Below are 14,771 nucleotides of genomic sequence, written 5' to 3' on the forward strand. Positions count from 1 at the left end.
CCCGACGTCGACCCGCCACCCCTCCGCTCTCCCCCCGAGCCGAACGATCGATCCGCGTGCCAGCGGATCGATCTAGGCGATCGCTCCCCGCTCTGCGAATCGCATCCACCCCGAAAAGCCGACTGCGCCGAGCCCGGCAGGGACGGGCTCGGGATTCAGCCGAGGCTCGCGACCCACTCCGAGCTGCCGTCGACGAAGGACTGCTCCTTCCAGATCGGCACCGACGCCTTGATGTCGTCGACCAGTGCCGCGCAGGCTTCGAAGGCCGCCGCGCGGTGGGCTGAGGCCACGGCGCAGGCGAGGGCGAGGTCGCCGACCACGAGGTCGCCGACCCGGTGCACGGCGGCGATCCGGACGTCGGGCCAGCGCTCGGCGATGCGGCGGGCGGAGGCGAGGAGTGCGGCGGGGGCGTCCGGGTGCGCCTCGTAGGACAGCCGGAGCACGCCGCGGCCCTCGTCGTGGTCGCGGACGACGCCCGCGAAGGTCACGACGGCGCCGTGCGTCGGGGAGTCGACCGCCTGCTCGCACTCGTCGACGGTGATGGCCTCGGCCGCGAGCCGGGCGAGGGCGACCGGCTCAGCGGGCATGGTCGCCGCCTCCGAGCTGATCGAGGAGGTGCCCGATCACCGGGTCGAGCACGTCGATCCCGTCGCGGACGCCGCCGGGGGAGCCGGGGAGGTTCACCACGACGGTGCGGCCGCTGACGCCGGCGAGCCCGCGGCTGAGCACGGCGGTCGGGACGTGGGCGGCGCCCTTGGCGCGCACCGCCTCGGCGAGGCCGGGCAGGGGCCGCTCCAGGAGGGGGGCGGTCTGCTCCGGGGTGACGTCGCTCGGGGCGACGCCCGTCCCGCCGGTGGTCACGACCACGTCGACTCCGCTGCCGATCGCGTCGGCGATCGCCTCGCCCACCGCGTCGCCGTCGGCCACGACGACCACCCGGGACTCCCAGCCGCGGGTGGTGAACCAGGCCTCGAGCGCCGGTCCCGTCCGGTCCTCGTACACGCCGGAGGCGGCACGGGTGGAGGCGACGACCGCCACCGCCCGCCGCGTCACGGGGTTCCTCCGCTCGTCCACGAGCCGCTCCTCCCGCCCGCCTTCGCGAGCACACGGATACCGGTGATCGCGGCATCGCGATCGACCGCCTTGATCATGTCGTAGACCGTCAGGGCGGCCACGCTGACCGCGGTCAGCGCCTCCATCTCGACGCCGGTGCGCCCGGTCGTGCGCACGCGCGCCTCGATCCGGACGCGGCCGTCCTGCGGCTCGAGGTCCACGTCGACGCCGTCCAGCGCCAGCGGGTGGCAGAGCGGGATGAGGGTAGAGGTCGCCTTCGCGCCGAGGATCCCGGCGATCCGCGCCACGCCGAGCGCTTCGCCCTTGGGCAGCTCGCCCTGCTCGAGGAGCCGCACCACCTCGGGTGAGGTCTCGACGTAGCCCTCGGCGACGGCGGTGCGCGCCGTGACCTCCTTCGCGCTCACATCGACCATGTGCACGGCTCCGTCGCCGCGCACATGGGTGAGCCGATCGCTCTCAGTCATCGATCCTCCAGATCTCGACCGTGTCGCCGGTCGCTGCGTGGTCCGTCCCGACGGGGACGTGGATGAGCACGGTGGAGCGGGCGTAGGACGCCAGCAGGTGCGAGCCGGGCCCGCCCACCGGGTGCACGAGGCCCTCGTCGTCGAGGACTCCGCGGCGGATCTGCTGCAGGTGCGCGGGCGAGTCGAGCGCCGTGCCGAGGCGCGCACGGAGCCGCGGCCGCTCGGCGGGCGTCCGTCCCGCGAGCGAGCGCAGCACGGGCCGGAGGAACACCTCGAACGAGACCAGGGCGCTCACCGGGTTCCCGGGAAGCGAGACGACCGGCAGGTGCAGACCCTCGGCCACGCGCACGAGACCGAGGCCCTGCGGGCCGCCCGGCTGCATCTCGACGTGGCCGAACTCCGAGCCCGCCGGGCCGAGCGCGTCGCGGACGACCTCGTAGGCGCCCGCGCTGACACCGCCGACCGTGATCACCAGGTCGGCCGCGCCCGCGTGCTCCTCGAGCAGCGCCAGGAGGTCCTCGGCCCGATCGCTCGTGCAGGCGGCGACGACGGGCAGCGCGCCCGCTTCGCGGACGGCCTCGGCCAGCAGGGCGCCGTTCGCGTCGTGGATCTGCGCCTCCTCGAGGACGGCGCCTGCGGGACGGATCTCGTTGCCGGTGGGGACGACGAGCACCCGGAGTCGCGGCAGCACCTCCGCTTCGGTCAACCCGAGGGAGGCGAGGAGTCCGTAGTGGGCCGCGCGGAGGACCGTGCCGGCCGGGAGGGCGAGCTCGCCGCGGCGGGCGTCGCTGCCCCGGGCGCGGACGAAGGTCGCCGGCACCACCGGATGCGCGAAGGCGACGCTGCCCGCCGCGGGGAAGCGCGGAGGATCGACGCGCTCGACCGGGACGACGGCGTCGGCTCCCTCCGGCAGCGGCGAGCCGGTCATGATCGGTGTCGCCGTGCCGGGCTCGTGCCGCGGCGCCCGGTCGCCCGCCGGGATCGGCGCCGAGACGGGCAGGGCGACGGGATGCTCCGGCGCCGCCGCGTCGAGGTCGGCCGCCCGCACCGCGAAGCCGTCCATCTGCGAGTTGTCGAAGCGCGGAAGGTCGAGCGGGGAGTCGACGGAGCGGGCGAGGACCCGCCGGTCGTACGCGCCCGGATCGGCGGCGACGGCGGCCGGCTCCAGGCTCAGCGTCTCGCGGGCGCCCCGCGTGGCCAGCGGCGCGAGCAGCGCCCGCACCCGGGCGGCGTGCAGGTCGATCGAGGTCATCGTGTCCTCTCGCGAGCGGCGGAGCCCGACCGGCGGCGGGACCGAGTCCATCTTGCCGGGTCGCGCCCGGTTCCGCGGCGTAGTGTGAGCGGATGAGCACAGCACTGGGGATCCCGGGCTTCCGGCCCCGACAGCGCAGCGCGGTCCTCCCGGCCGACCGCCCCGCCACCCCGCTCCTCCTGGACACCTACGGGCGCGTCGCGGACGATCTGCGGATCTCGCTGACGGACAAGTGCAATCTGCGCTGCACCTACTGCATGCCGGCGGAGGGCCTGCCGTTCCAGCCGCCCGCGTCCCTCCTCAGCCGCGAGGAGATCCTCCGCCTCGCGCGCATCGCCGTGGAGCAGTTCGGCGTCCGCCAGATCCGCTTCACCGGCGGCGAGCCGCTCCTGCGCAAGGACCTCGTCGACATCATCCGCGACGTCGCCTCCCTCGACCCGCGCCCCGAGATCTCGCTCACCACGAACGCGATCGGCCTGTCGGGTCGGGCGGCGGCGCTCGCCGACGCCGGCCTGAACCGCGTCAACGTCTCGCTCGACTCGATCTGCGCCGAGACCTTCGCGAAGGTCACCCGTCGCCCGTTCCTCGACCGCGTGCTCGCGGGCATCGACGCGCTCGGTCCCGCCGGCCTGGACCAGACCAAGATCAACGCGGTGCTCCTGCCCGGGATCAACGACCACGAGGCCCCGGAGCTGCTCGCCTGGGCCCTCGCGGGAGGCCACCAGCTCCGCTTCATCGAGCAGATGGCGCTCGACGCCGACCACGGCTGGGACCGCGCGACCATGATCACCGCCGCGGACATCCGGGCGCTGCTCTCGGAGCGCTTCTCGCTCAGCCCGCACGCGGCCCCCCGTGACGGCGCCCCCGCCGAGCTCTTCGACGTCCGCGAGGCCGGGGGGTCCGAGGTGCTCGGCCAGGTGGGGATCATCGCGTCCGTCACCGAGAACTTCTGCGACGACTGCCGCCGCACCCGGCTCACCGCCGAGGGCGGTGTCCGCAGCTGCCTCTTCTCGAACGAGGAGACGGACCTGCTCGGCCCGATGCGCGCGGGCGCGGACGACCACGAGGTCGCCCAGCTCTGGCGTGGGGCGATGTGGGCCAAGCCCGCGGGACACGAGATGAACAGGGCGGGCTTCGTGCAGCCCGAGCGCACGATGAGCGCGATCGGCGGATGAGCATGCGGGTTCGCTACTTCGCGGCGGCTAAAGCCGCCCTCGGCCGTGGTTCCGACGAGCTCGACGAGGTGCCCGACCTGGGCGCTCTCGAGGAGAGACTCGTCGCCTCCGCGCCCTCGGCCGCCGACGTGCTCGCACGGTGCACCTACCTGGTCGACGGCGTGTCGACCGCGGACAGGGCCACGCCGCTGCGTCGCGATGCCGCGGTCGACGTCCTGCCGCCGTTCGCCGGCGGCTGACCCCGAAGAGCCCTCCGTGACGAGCCGTCCTCGACCGGACCGGTGCGTCCGCTCCGGGCGGTCCGCAGCAGGTGCGTCCGCGCTTCTGGAGGACGCTGCATCCCGAGGACGGACTGGTCCTGTCCCGCCGCACAGGGACCCGCGGGACGCCTCCCTCGGACCCGCGTGCGGCGGGGCAGGACCGGATCAGCGGCCGATTCCGTGCGTCACGGGCACAGGACGTTGGTCATCGTGTCGAGCACGTTGCGGTTCTGCACGTCGAGGAATCCGAACGCCGAGGAGACTCCGGTGGCGACCAGCACGCCGCTGACGAAGGCCCGGCCGTCCCGGGTCACGTAGGCGTCCGGCGCGAAGATGGTGGCGTCGGAGGGCACACCGGAGGCGACGCGGATCTGCGGCTGCGTCCTGTCCGCGAACGCGCCGTACCGGACGAGAGCGCCGTTCTGGATCACGTCCACGACGTCACGGTTCTGTCGATCGCGGTAGGCGTCGGCACTGGTCACCCCGGTGGCGACCAGGATGCTGCTGTTGAAGAGGCGCCCGTCCGGCGTCAGGTGGTACGAGGGCGCCAAGGCCGTCGATCCTGCCGGAACGTTCCTGGCGTAGACCTGGTTCTTCGTGGAGGAGATGTAGCGGACGAGCTCCGAGCCGACGATCACGTCGATGACGTCGTTGTTGCTCTGGTCGCGGAAGGAGTCCGCGCTCGTCACTCCGGTGGTCACGAGGGCTCCGCCGGCGCGCCGCAGCTCGCCGTTCGGTGTGACGTAGAAGGCGGGCGCATGGACCGTCGATCCGGCCGGCACGCCGCTCCCGATGGCCTTCGGCGCGGCCTCTCCGGTGACGAAGCGGTAGAAGACGCCGTCGACGACGAAGTCGGCGACGTCGCGGTTCTGCTCGTCGCGGAAGCCCTCGACGCTGGTGACGCCGCGCGCGATCCGCCCCCCGCCGTGATAGAGCTCGCCCGACTCCGTCAGGTAGTACCGGGGTCCGACGGTCTTGGCTCCCGAGGGCACGTTGCCGTTCGACTCCGTCGTCGTCCGTCCGCCGTCGGTGACGTACCGGACGGCGGTCCCCGTGGTCGCGGTGGTGCTCGCGGTCGCCGTCGCGCCCGCGGCGCCGGAGACGGCGGAGAGGGTGATGCCGTTCTGCGCCACGTTCCCGGCCGTGACCGGGATGCTCACGCGTCCGTCCGCGCCGGTCGTCGCCCTGACGGTCTGCGCGCCGCCGCTGGTCAGGCCGGCGGGGAGAGTGATGGTGACCGTGTCGCCGGCAGCGGGAGCGCCGTTGGTCGTGGCGAGGACGGAGACCGTTCTCGTGGTGCAGGCGGGGAAGGAGTACATCGGGGCGTCGAAGGCGAGGGTGAGGCCGGTGGACGCGGCGGCCGCGGGGGTCGCGACCGCCGCGGCGACGACGGGGACGGACCAGGCCGCACCCGACATGATCGTCCGCCGGGCGGGCCCCCCGCCGGTCGAGTCGATCCGCGGTGGGAGGGAGCGCGAGTGCGCTGCCGTCGGGTCCAGGGCGTTGGTGTCCGTCATGGTGTTCCTTTTCTTTCTTTCGTGCGAGGGGTGGTGGACGCGCCGATCCTGCCGAACGTCCGGCCTCCGGTCGACGCGGAACGGGCCGCGACGAGGTTCCATGCCCGACCGTGGACGTTCCGTCGCGCCGCCGGACCGGGGGAGCCGCTCAGGGCGCCTCCTCGCCGGGAGCCCGTCCGGCGCGGGGGACGCGGCGGCGCACGTCAGCCCGCGTCGTCGATCCGGCGGAGGGTCCGCTGCATGTGGATCCGCGAGCTGAAGCCGGCCGACCGCGCCACGCGGTCCAGGTCCGTCGCCGCCCGCGGGCCGAGCTCGTCGAGGAGGCGCTGCGCCTCGAAGGCCCGCGCGCGCTCGATCCGCTGACGAGGGGTGGTGCCGGCGGCCGAGAACGCCCGGTGCAGGTGGCTGACCGACACGCCGAGACTCTCCGCGAGCGTCTCCACCGTGAAGGAGCGGTCGCGGTAGTGCCGCTCGATCAGGCGCGTGCCGTTCGCGTACACGGCGGCGGGGGACCGGTCCTCCCGGTCGGAGGAGGGCAGCAGCGCCGAGAAGGCCGAGGCCAGGAGGTGCTCGCTCGCGATCTCGAAGTGCTCGAAGGCCGCGTCCGAGGGCTCGACGCCGAAAGTGAGGACGGTGTTCGCCGCACCGGTGAGTGCGCGCCAGTAGGCCTCGGGGAGGGCGAGGACCCGGTCCGTGAGCGAGGCGAACTCGCTCGCGCGGAGCACCGAGGGGCGCAGCTGCCACTCGAAGCGCGCCCACGGACTGAGCGCCGCCGCGTACTGCACCGTCGAGGCGCGGGTCACGAGAGCGCTGCCGGCCGGGAGCCGGTGGTCGCGGCCCCGGGCGGAGAGGCGGCCGGTCCCGTCGAGGCTGAAGAGCACGCGGAGCCTTCCGGGATGGGGGAGGACCTCGAACTCCCCGGTCTGCAGCCAGGCGCGGCTGAGGCTGAGGCGCGGCGAGACGATCGCGTCGCAGACGGCACCTCGCGGCAGGGGGCGCCGCGGAATCCAGCCGAGCCGACGCAGCCGCCTCTCGGCGGGACTCCAGACCTCGGGCATCACGCCTCCGCGCCGCGGTCGAGCGGGTCGGGAGGATCGAGCAGCGCCGCCTGCCGCGCGGAGTGCGGTGAAGGCGTCGGCATGGGTGCTCTCCTCGGAACGGTGGCCGCGAGCACGCCACCGCCGCTCAGCTTCGGACACTGCTCCGCCCTGATCCGCGGAGAAGGACGGATCCTCTCCGCTGCGAGCACCGAACATCCCGGGTCGCCGATCGGCAGGGCGCTGGGTGCGCCTCACCCCACCCGTTCCGCGGCGCACGAGGCCGCGGCGCGGGTCACCGCTCCCGCCACGACGCCATCCCGCCGTCGAGCGAGTCGGACGCCACGCCCGCCGCCGCCGCGCGCTCCGCTGCGAGACGCGACCGGACCCCGGAGGCGCAGTGCAGCACGAGCGGACCGGCCGGCAGAGCGACGGGGTCGAAGCGCGACATCGGCATCCGCACGGCACCGGGCACCGCGACGGACCGGTCCTCGTCGTCCTCGCGGAGGTCGACGACGGTCGGGGGCGTCGGCCAGGCCAGCCGCTCCCGCAGCTCGGCCGCCGTGATCGAGCCCGCCGCGGCCCGCCGCTCCGGGACCGGCGGCACCCGCCGCTCGAGTGGGAGCTCGGCCCAGGAGGAGTCGAGGGCGTCGTGCACGAGGACGCGACCGAACAGCGGCTCGCCCGCCCCGGTCACGAGCTTGACGACCTCGGCCGCCATGGCCGAGCCGATCAGCGCGCAGAGCGCGCCCAGCACGCCCACCGTCGAGCAGCTGTCGCCCGCGTCCTCGGCCTCGGGGTGCAGCGCGCGCAGGGTCACCCCTCCGCCCGGAGCGCCGGCCCAGAAGGTCGAGAGCTGCCCGTCGAAGCCGAGCGCCGACCCCCACACGTGCGGGATCCCGGCGCGCGTCGTCGCGTCCGAGGCGAGGTAGCGCGCGCCGAAGGTGTCGAAGCCGTCGACCACGACGTCCCAGCCCGCCACCAGGGCGTCGACGTTGGCCGAGGTCAGCGACACCGGGAAGGCCCGGGCGTCGATGCCGGGGGAGAGCCGCCGCGCGGTCGCCGCCGCCGACTCCGCCTTCGACCGGCCCACCGAGGAGTCGTCGTGCGCCGTCTGCCGCGCCAGGTTCGAGAGCTCGACGACGTCGCCGTCCACGATGCCGAGCCGCCCGATCCCGGCCGCGGCGAGCGCCGTGATCACCGGCGAGCCGATGCCGCCCGCGCCGAGGATCAGCACGCGCGCGTTCCGGAGGCGCCGCTGTCCGAGCTCCCCGAGGGGCGCCAGGCGGATCTGCCGGGCGAACCGCTCGCGCTCGGCGGCGGTCAGCGGCGGTCCGGGCTCGACGAGCGGGGTCATGAGAGCTCCTTCCTCCACTGGCCCTCGTGGGTGACGGGGGTGAAGCCGACGGCCTCGTTCACGGCGAGCATCGGTCGGTTCTCCTCGGCGTTCCAGGTGTAGACGGCCCGGCAGTCCGGGGCGGTCCCCACCGCATCGCCGATCGCGGTCAGGGCGAGGAAGTCTCTCCAGCCGTCGGCGCCCACGGCCTCGGGGATCGCGAGCTCGCGGATCCGGAGCGCCGGGTCGGGGGTGCGGTTCACCACCCCAGTGTGCACGTCCCGGCGCCCGCGGCGGCCTCCTGCGCCTGTTCCGGTGCGGGATCGCGGCGGTCCGTCGGCCGGTCGGGGCTCCGCCTCCCGGCCCGGCCGCGGCCGTCGGCTACCGTGGAGGCGTTGTGGACGGGAGCGAGGCGGCCGGGTGTACCTGAAGAGCCTGACCCTCAAGGGGTTCAAGTCCTTCGCTCAGCCGACCACGTTCGCCTTCGAGCCGGGGGTCACCTGCGTCGTCGGCCCCAACGGCTCGGGCAAGAGCAACGTCGTCGACGCGCTCGCCTGGGTGATGGGGGAGCAGGGGGCGAAGACGCTCCGCGGCGGCAAGATGGAGGACGTCATCTTCGCGGGCACCTCCACCCGCGGACCCCTCGGCCGCGCCGAGGTCGCGCTCACCATCGACAACTCGGACGGCGCCCTGCCGATCGAGTACACCGAGGTGACGATCACCCGGACCCTCTTCCGCAACGGCGGCAGCGAGTACGCGATCAACGGACGCGGCTGCCGGCTGCTCGACGTGCAGGAGCTGCTGAGCGACTCCGGTCTCGGGCGCGAGATGCACGTCATCGTGGGGCAGGGACAGCTCGACGCCGTGCTGCACGCGACCCCCGAGGAGCGGCGCGGGTTCATCGAGGAGGCCGCCGGGATCCTCAAGCACCGACGCCGCAAGGAGAAGACGCTCCGCAAGCTCGAGGCGATGCAGGCGAACCTGACCCGCCTCTCCGACCTCGCGGGCGAGATCCGGCGCCAGCTCAAGCCCCTCGGGCGCCAGGCCGAGGTCGCACGGCAGGCTCAGACGATCGCCGCCGTGGTGCGCGACGCCCGGGCGCGCCTGCTCGCCGACGACGTGGTCGAGCTCCGGACCGCTCTGGACGGCTTCGCCCGCACCGAGAGCGAGCGGCACAGCGAGCGGGTGGTCCTGCAGCAGCGGCTCGAGCAGGCGACGCTCCGGCGAGCGCGGATCGAGGCGGAGGTGGTCGGCGACGCGGTCGACGACGCCCGGCGCACCTCGTTCGAGCTGGAGTCGGTGCAGGAGCGGCTGCGCAACCTCTCGGCCCTCGCCGGGCAGCGGCTCGCGATGCTCGAGCTCGAGTCCGAGCAGCCGCAGATCCAGCCGCGCGTGACGCCGGCGCAGGTGGAGGAGGCGCGGGTCGAGTTGGAGCGCCTGCGGCAGGCCGTCCTCGACGCGGAGACGGCGTGGGTCCAGGCGCAGCGCACGACCGTCGCCGCCCGCTCCGCCCTCGACGCGGTCGACGAGGAGATCGCCGCGCAGGCGGCCCTCGTCTCGCGCTACGACCTCGAGCTCTCCACCCTCTCGGGGCAGGCCGACACCGCCGCCTCCCGTCTCGCGTCCGTCCGGGGCGAGGTCCTGCGCGCGCAGAACACCCTCGACGCGGCCGACCGGCGGAAGGAGGCGGCGCGGCGGGCGCTCGACGCTCTGGAGGCCGAGCTGGACGACGCGGGCCGTGGCCCCGACGGCGGCCTCGACGAGGGCTACGAGCTCGCCCAGTCCGCGGTCTCGGCCGCCGAGGCCGGAATCGAGCGGCTGCGCGAGGAGCTGCACGCCCTGGAGCGCGAGCGCGAGGCGCTGGCCGCCCGCACGGGTGCCCTGTCGCTGGCCCTCGACGTCTCGGACGGCTCGGCCGAGCTGATCGCCGCCCGGATCGAGGGGGTGCGCGGCCGGGTCGCCGAGCGGATCCAGGTGCGGCCGGGCTCCGAGGCCGCGATCGCCGCCGCCCTCGGCGCGGTCGCCGACGCCGTGCTGGTCGAGTCGACCACCCGGGCCGACGCGGCTCTGGACGCCGCGCTGGAGCGCGACCTCGGACGCGTCGAGCTGCTGGTCGCCGACGCCGCCCGGCCGTACGTCGCTCTCACCGTTCCCGAGGGGGCGGAACGCGCGGGCGACCTCGTCTCGGCGCCGGCCGGGGTCCTCTCGCTCCTCGAGCGCGTGCTCGTGGTCGAGGACCTCGCCGCGGCGCGGCGCCTGAGGGAGCGCATCGATCCGGGCACCGTCCTGGTCACCCGCGACGGCGCGACCGTCTCCGACGCCGTGCAGAGCGCCGGCTCCGGCGGGCAGCGCAGCCGGATCGAGCTCGTCTCCGAGCGCGACTCCGCCGCCGCCCGGCTGGAGGAGGTCGAGGGCGGGATCGACCGGCTCCGCTTCGAACTCGCCGAGCAGACCGGAGCGCTCCGCGGCGCGAAGGAGCAGGCCGCGAGCGCGCTCTCGGCCCTCCGCGAGCACGACGCCGCCCGTGCCGCCCACACCGAGCGGCTCGGCGGCGTGCGCGCCCAGCTCGAGGCGGCCACCGCCGAGCACGGCCGGGGCTCGAGGGCGCTGGCCGTCGCCTCGGACCGGGTCGGCGACGCCGAGCGCGCGGCCCAGGAGGCGAGGTCGGCGCTCGACGCCGCGCGCGCCAGGCCCCGGCCGGTGCTCGACGCGAGCGCGCGCGACGGTCTGCAGCGCGACGTCGACACCGCACGCGAGCGCGAGATCGAGGCGCGGCTCGGCGTCGAGACCGCCAAGGAGCGGGTGCGGGCGGAGCAGTCCCGCGGGGAGGCGCTGGCCCGCCAGCTGGCCGCCGACCGCGCCGCCGCCGACGAGGCCGCGCGCCGCGCCGTGATCCGCCGTCGCCAGCGCGACGCGGCGGCCGAGGTGACCGCCGCGCTCCCCGCCGTCCTCGCCTCCGTCGACCGCTCCGTCCAGCAGGCCCGGGCCGAGCTCGTCGCGGCCGAGGCGGCGCGCTCGCAGCAGAACGCCGAGCTGCAGGGGCTCCGCCGCGAGGAGGGGAGCGTGCGCGACCGGCTCCAGTCCGTCACCGAGAGCGTCCACGGCCTCGAGCTGCAGATCTACGAGAAGAGGCTGCAGCTCACCGGTCTGCTCGAGCGCGCCGCGTCCGAGCTCGGGCTCACCGAGGACGTGCTGGTGGAGGAGTACGGTCCCGGAGTCGGCGTCCCCGAAGAGACGGACGTGGAGCAGGAGCCGCGGCCCTACGTCCGCGAGGAGCAGCGCCGCCGCCTCGAGAAGGCCGAGAAGCAGCTCGGGCAGCTGGGCCGCGTCAATCCGCTCGCGCTGGAGGAGTTCGCCGCGCTGGAGCAGCGGCACGCGTTCCTGACCGAGCAGCTGGCCGACCTCACCGGGACCCGGCGCGACCTGCTCACCATCATCGAGGAGCTCGACGAGACGATGCAGACCGTGTTCGCCTCCGCGTTCGACGACACGCAGGCGGCGTTCGCGGACGTGTTCCCCGTCCTCTTCCCCGGCGGCACCGGCAGCATCCGCCTGACCGACCCGGAGAACCTGCTCACCACCGGCATCGAGGTCGCGGTGCGGCCGGCCGGCAAGAAGATCGAGCGGCTGTCGCTCCTCTCCGGAGGGGAGCGCTCGCTCGCGGCCGTGGCGTTCATGGTCGCCATCTTCAAGTCGCGGCCGAGCCCCTTCTACATCATGGACGAGGTGGAGGCCGCCCTCGATGACGCGAATCTCGGCCGACTGCTCAGCATCTTCGAGGACCTGCGCACCTCGAGCCAGCTGATCGTCATCACCCACCAGAAGCGGACCATGGAGATCGCGGACGCCCTCTACGGCGTCTCGATGCGGCAGGACGGCGTCTCGGCCGTCGTCGGCCAGCGCGTCGCCGCGCCCCCGGCCTGAACCCGCCTCCCCGACCGCTCGGAGGCGCGCCCGCCGGTAGCCTGGACCCATGGCAGAACGCACCTCCTGGTCGCTCGGCCGCGCACTGCGCGGCCTGTTCGAGAAGCGCACGATCGACGACCAGACCTGGGACGACCTCGAGACGGCGCTGATCACCGCCGACTTCGGCCCCGACATCACCGAGGAGATCGTCGACGACCTCCGCGCCAAGGTCGCCCGCTACTCCACCACCGACCCGCGCGACCTGCAGCGGATGCTCCGCGAGTCCCTCGAGGAGCGTCTGTCGAAGTACGACACGACCCTCAAGCTCAGCGAGCGCCCCGCCGTGATCCTCGTGGTCGGCGTGAACGGCGTCGGCAAGACCACGACCATCGGCAAGTTCGCCAAGTTCCTCCGCAACTACGGCCGGAGCGTCGTGGTCGGCGCGGCCGACACTTTCCGCGCCGCGGCGGTCGACCAGCTCGCCACCTGGGCGCAGCGCGCCGACGCCCAGATCGTCCGCCCGCAGCAGGAGCGCCAGGATCCGGCGTCCGTCGCCTTCCAGACCGTGCAGTTCGCGAAGGACACCGGCGTCGAGATGGTCATCATCGACACGGCCGGCCGCCTGCACACCAAGGGCGGGCTGATGGACGAGCTCACGAAGATCAAGCGCGTCATCGAGAAGCAGGCCCCGATCTCCGAGATCCTGCTCGTGCTCGACGCGACGACCGGTCAGAACGGGCTGAGCCAGGCCGAGGCGTTCATCGAGCACGCGGGCGTCACCGGCCTGGTCATCACCAAGCTCGACGGCTCCGCGAAGGGCGGCTTCGTCCTCGCGGTCCAGGAGCGCACCGGCATCCCGATCAAGCTCGTCGGCCAGGGCGAGGGCATCGGCGACCTCACCGGCTTCACCCCCCACGTCTTCGCCCAGCAGCTCGTCAGCTGAGCGGCCCCGCCCGGGACGACGCGCCGGCGCCGTCCCGGTGGCGGGCTACACGGCCTGCGAGAAGCCCAGTGCCGCGTCGGCGAGGTGGCGCAGGTGCTCCGGGACCGGCAGCCCCTTCGACTCCATCGAGCGCGCCCAGAGCCGGCCGGCCCGGTAGGAGGAGCGGACCAGGGGCCCCGCGAGGACGCCGAGGAAGCCGATGTCCTCGGCCTCCTCCTTGATCGCCACGAACTCCTCCGGGTGCACCCAGCGGTCCACCGGCAGATGCCGCGGCGTCGGGCGGAGGTACTGCGTGATGGTCACGATGTCGGTGCCGGCGTCGTAGAGGTCCTGCAGCGCCTGCGAGATCTCCTCCCGCTCCTCGCCCATGCCGAGGATGAGGTTCGACTTCGTGATCAGCCCCGCCTCCCGGCCCTGGGTGAGCACGTCGAGCGAGCGCTCGTAGCGGAAGGCCGGCCGGATGCGCTTGAAGATCCGCGGCACCGTCTCGACGTTGTGGGCGAACACCTCCGGCTCCGCGTCGAACACCCGCTGCAGGTGCTCGGCGCGGCCGGTGAAGTCCGGGACCAGGATCTCGACCCCCGTGCCCGGAGCCTGGGCGTGGATCTGGCGGATGGTCTCGGCGTAGAGCCAGGAGCCCTCGTCCGGCAGGTCGTCGCGGGCGACTCCGGTGACGGTCGCGTAGCGGAGGTTCATCCGCGCCACGGACTCGCCGACGCGCCGGGGCTCGTCCGCGTCGTAGTCCGCGGGCTTCCCGGTGTCGATCTGGCAGAAGTCGCAGCGGCGGGTGCACTGGGCGCCGCCGATGAGGAAGGTCGCCTCTCGGTCCTCCCAGCACTCGAAGATGTTGGGGCAGCCCGCCTCCTGGCAGACGGTGTGCAGCTCCTCGCTCTTCACCAGCGACTGCAGCTGCCGGTACTCCGGGCCCATCGAGGCCTTCGTGCGGATCCACTCGGGCTTGCGCTCGATCGGCGTCTCGGCGTTGCGGATCTCCAGCCGCAGGAGCTTGCGGCCGCCGGCCTCGGCGCTCACGCGGCGACCTCCTCGATGCGGGCGGAGAAGGCGGGGGCCGCCTCCGAGAAGCGCGCCGCCACCCGCGCCCGCACCGCCTCCATGGGCGGAGCCTCGCCGCGCTCGCGCTCGAGCGTGGTCACCCCGGCGTCGGCGATGCCGCAGGCGACGATGCGGGCGTAGGGCTCGAGGCTGTTCGAGACGTTGAGGGCGAAGCCGTGCATCGTCACGCCCGAGGCGACGCGGATGCCGATCGCGGCGATCTTGTCGGCGCCGCCGTCCCACGGGATCCACACTCCCGAGCGCCCGTCGACGCGCCGCCCCTGCACGCCCAGGTCGTCGAGAGCGGCGATCAGCACGCCCTCCAGCGAGCGGACGTAGGCGACCACGTCGACGGGCTCGCCGAGCCGCACGATCGGGTAGCCGACGAGCTGGCCCGGACCGTGCCAGGTGATCCGCCCTCCGCGGTCGACGTCGACCACGGGCGAGCCGTCGTCCGGGCGCTCGTGCGCCTCGGTGCGCTTGCCGGCGGTGTAGACGGAGGAGTGCTCGCAGAGCACGAGGGTGTCCGGCCTCGAGCCCGCCACCACCTCGGCGTGCAGGCGGCGCTGCAGCTCCCAGCCGTCGGAGTAGTCCAGGGGGTCCGCGGAGTCGCCCGCCACCAGTGTCTCGATCACCGGGCCACCCTAGCCCTGTTCTTGGACCCGGACCAGTTAATCCGCTCCGTGGTGATCGCGCCTATCGTGAGCGGATCGGCGGCCCCGCCCGCCGACCCTCCGGGCCTCCGGTAGAATTC

The 14,771-nt window shown here is 74.2% G+C and carries 14 protein-coding genes; 4 read left to right on the plus strand and 10 right to left on the minus strand.

Translation table 11 applies throughout. The features are described 5' to 3' along the window. Positions 1-155: 155 nt before the first annotated feature. Genes C5C36_RS12295 through glp form a run of 4 tightly spaced genes read right to left on the minus strand, consistent with a single transcriptional unit; the run spans position 156 to position 2,790 of the window. Positions 156-587 (minus strand): molybdenum cofactor biosynthesis protein MoaE, encoded by a 432-nt coding sequence (locus tag C5C36_RS12295; protein ID WP_104226891.1) that lies wholly within the window; start codon positions 585-587, stop codon positions 156-158. Further along, on the minus strand, positions 577-1,074 hold the full coding sequence (locus C5C36_RS12300) for a molybdenum cofactor biosynthesis protein B (protein WP_244229433.1): 498 nt from the start codon (positions 1,072-1,074) through the stop codon (positions 577-579). Before C5C36_RS12300 ends, C5C36_RS12295 begins: the two co-directional genes overlap by 11 nt. Beyond that, positions 1,050-1,538: a cyclic pyranopterin monophosphate synthase MoaC gene (moaC, locus tag C5C36_RS12305; RefSeq protein WP_104309818.1), complete on the minus strand. Its 489-nt coding sequence runs from the start codon at positions 1,536-1,538 to the stop codon at positions 1,050-1,052. Before moaC ends, C5C36_RS12300 begins: the two co-directional genes overlap by 25 nt. Beyond that, entirely contained in the window at positions 1,531-2,790 is a 1,260-nt protein-coding gene (gene glp / locus C5C36_RS12310) for a gephyrin-like molybdotransferase Glp (protein WP_104309836.1), read from the minus strand. The genes moaC and glp overlap by 8 nt, the downstream gene beginning before the upstream one ends. Positions 2,791-2,882: 92 nt before the next feature. Between glp and moaA the strand changes: the two genes are divergently transcribed. After that, positions 2,883-3,965 carry a GTP 3',8-cyclase MoaA gene (gene moaA / locus C5C36_RS12315; RefSeq protein WP_104226889.1) on the plus strand — a complete coding sequence of 361 codons (1,083 nt, stop codon included), beginning with the start codon at positions 2,883-2,885 and terminating at the stop codon, positions 3,963-3,965. Continuing rightward, on the plus strand, positions 3,962-4,204 hold the full coding sequence (locus C5C36_RS12320) for a MoaD/ThiS family protein (protein WP_104269056.1): 243 nt from the start codon (positions 3,962-3,964) through the stop codon (positions 4,202-4,204). The genes moaA and C5C36_RS12320 overlap by 4 nt, the downstream gene beginning before the upstream one ends. A 206-nt stretch (positions 4,205-4,410) precedes the next feature. Here the strand turns inward: C5C36_RS12320 and C5C36_RS12325 are convergent, their stop codons facing one another. From C5C36_RS12325 to C5C36_RS18195, 4 genes are all read right to left on the minus strand, one after another. Next, positions 4,411-5,742 carry a hypothetical protein gene (locus C5C36_RS12325; protein WP_104309819.1) on the minus strand — a complete coding sequence of 444 codons (1,332 nt, stop codon included), beginning with the start codon at positions 5,740-5,742 and terminating at the stop codon, positions 4,411-4,413. Positions 5,743-5,945: 203 nt separating this feature from the next. Further along, complete coding sequence (locus tag C5C36_RS12330; RefSeq protein ID WP_104226887.1) at positions 5,946-6,800, minus strand: AraC family transcriptional regulator; 855 nt, start codon at positions 6,798-6,800, stop codon at positions 5,946-5,948. A 274-nt stretch (positions 6,801-7,074) separates the two neighbouring features. Then, positions 7,075-8,136 carry a ThiF family adenylyltransferase gene (locus C5C36_RS12335; RefSeq protein ID WP_104309820.1) on the minus strand — a complete coding sequence of 354 codons (1,062 nt, stop codon included), beginning with the start codon at positions 8,134-8,136 and terminating at the stop codon, positions 7,075-7,077. Continuing rightward, positions 8,133-8,378 carry a hypothetical protein gene (locus C5C36_RS18195; RefSeq protein ID WP_181133811.1) on the minus strand — a complete coding sequence of 82 codons (246 nt, stop codon included), beginning with the start codon at positions 8,376-8,378 and terminating at the stop codon, positions 8,133-8,135. The genes C5C36_RS12335 and C5C36_RS18195 overlap by 4 nt, the downstream gene beginning before the upstream one ends. Positions 8,379-8,535: 157 nt before the next feature. Between C5C36_RS18195 and smc the strand changes: the two genes are divergently transcribed. Together smc and ftsY are read left to right on the plus strand one after the other, a co-directional pair. Next, a complete protein-coding gene (gene smc / locus C5C36_RS12345; protein WP_104309821.1) occupies positions 8,536-12,039 on the plus strand; it encodes a chromosome segregation protein SMC in 3,504 nt (1,167 codons plus the stop codon). A gap of 49 nt (positions 12,040-12,088) precedes the next feature. Further along, positions 12,089-12,964, plus strand: coding sequence for a signal recognition particle-docking protein FtsY (ftsY, locus tag C5C36_RS12350; protein ID WP_104223920.1), 876 nt, complete (start codon positions 12,089-12,091; stop codon positions 12,962-12,964). A gap of 45 nt (positions 12,965-13,009) precedes the next feature. On the opposite strand, the gene lipA is transcribed toward ftsY, so the two are convergent. After that, positions 13,010-13,996 carry a lipoyl synthase gene (gene lipA, locus C5C36_RS12355; RefSeq protein ID WP_104226884.1) on the minus strand — a complete coding sequence of 329 codons (987 nt, stop codon included), beginning with the start codon at positions 13,994-13,996 and terminating at the stop codon, positions 13,010-13,012. Next, the gene (gene lipB / locus C5C36_RS12360; RefSeq protein WP_104309822.1) at positions 13,993-14,652 is read right to left on the minus strand and encodes a lipoyl(octanoyl) transferase LipB; all 660 of its coding nucleotides are present in this window, start codon (positions 14,650-14,652) and stop codon (positions 13,993-13,995) included. Before lipB ends, lipA begins: the two co-directional genes overlap by 4 nt. Between the last annotated feature and the right edge of the window lie 119 nt (positions 14,653-14,771).

The organism is Rathayibacter sp. AY1G1, assembly GCF_002932095.1.
GTDB lineage: Bacteria > Actinomycetota > Actinomycetes > Actinomycetales > Microbacteriaceae > Rathayibacter.

Excerpts from the sequence above, each read along its gene's own strand:
- moaC (WP_104309818.1), bottom strand. The coding sequence starts at position 1,538 with ATGACTGAGAGCGATCGGCTCACCCATGTGCGCGGCGACGGAGCCGTG.
- C5C36_RS12330 (WP_104226887.1), bottom strand. The coding sequence starts at position 6,800 with ATGCCCGAGGTCTGGAGTCCCGCCGAGAGGCGGCTGCGTCGGCTCGGC.
- glp (WP_104309836.1), bottom strand. The coding sequence starts at position 2,790 with ATGACCTCGATCGACCTGCACGCCGCCCGGGTGCGGGCGCTGCTCGCG.
- C5C36_RS12325 (WP_104309819.1), bottom strand. The coding sequence starts at position 5,742 with ATGACGGACACCAACGCCCTGGACCCGACGGCAGCGCACTCGCGCTCC.
- C5C36_RS12335 (WP_104309820.1), bottom strand. The coding sequence starts at position 8,136 with ATGACCCCGCTCGTCGAGCCCGGACCGCCGCTGACCGCCGCCGAGCGC.
- C5C36_RS12295 (WP_104226891.1), bottom strand. The coding sequence starts at position 587 with ATGCCCGCTGAGCCGGTCGCCCTCGCCCGGCTCGCGGCCGAGGCCATC.
- moaA (WP_104226889.1), top strand. The coding sequence starts at position 2,883 with ATGAGCACAGCACTGGGGATCCCGGGCTTCCGGCCCCGACAGCGCAGC.
- ftsY (WP_104223920.1), top strand. The coding sequence starts at position 12,089 with ATGGCAGAACGCACCTCCTGGTCGCTCGGCCGCGCACTGCGCGGCCTG.
- C5C36_RS12320 (WP_104269056.1), top strand. The coding sequence starts at position 3,962 with ATGAGCATGCGGGTTCGCTACTTCGCGGCGGCTAAAGCCGCCCTCGGC.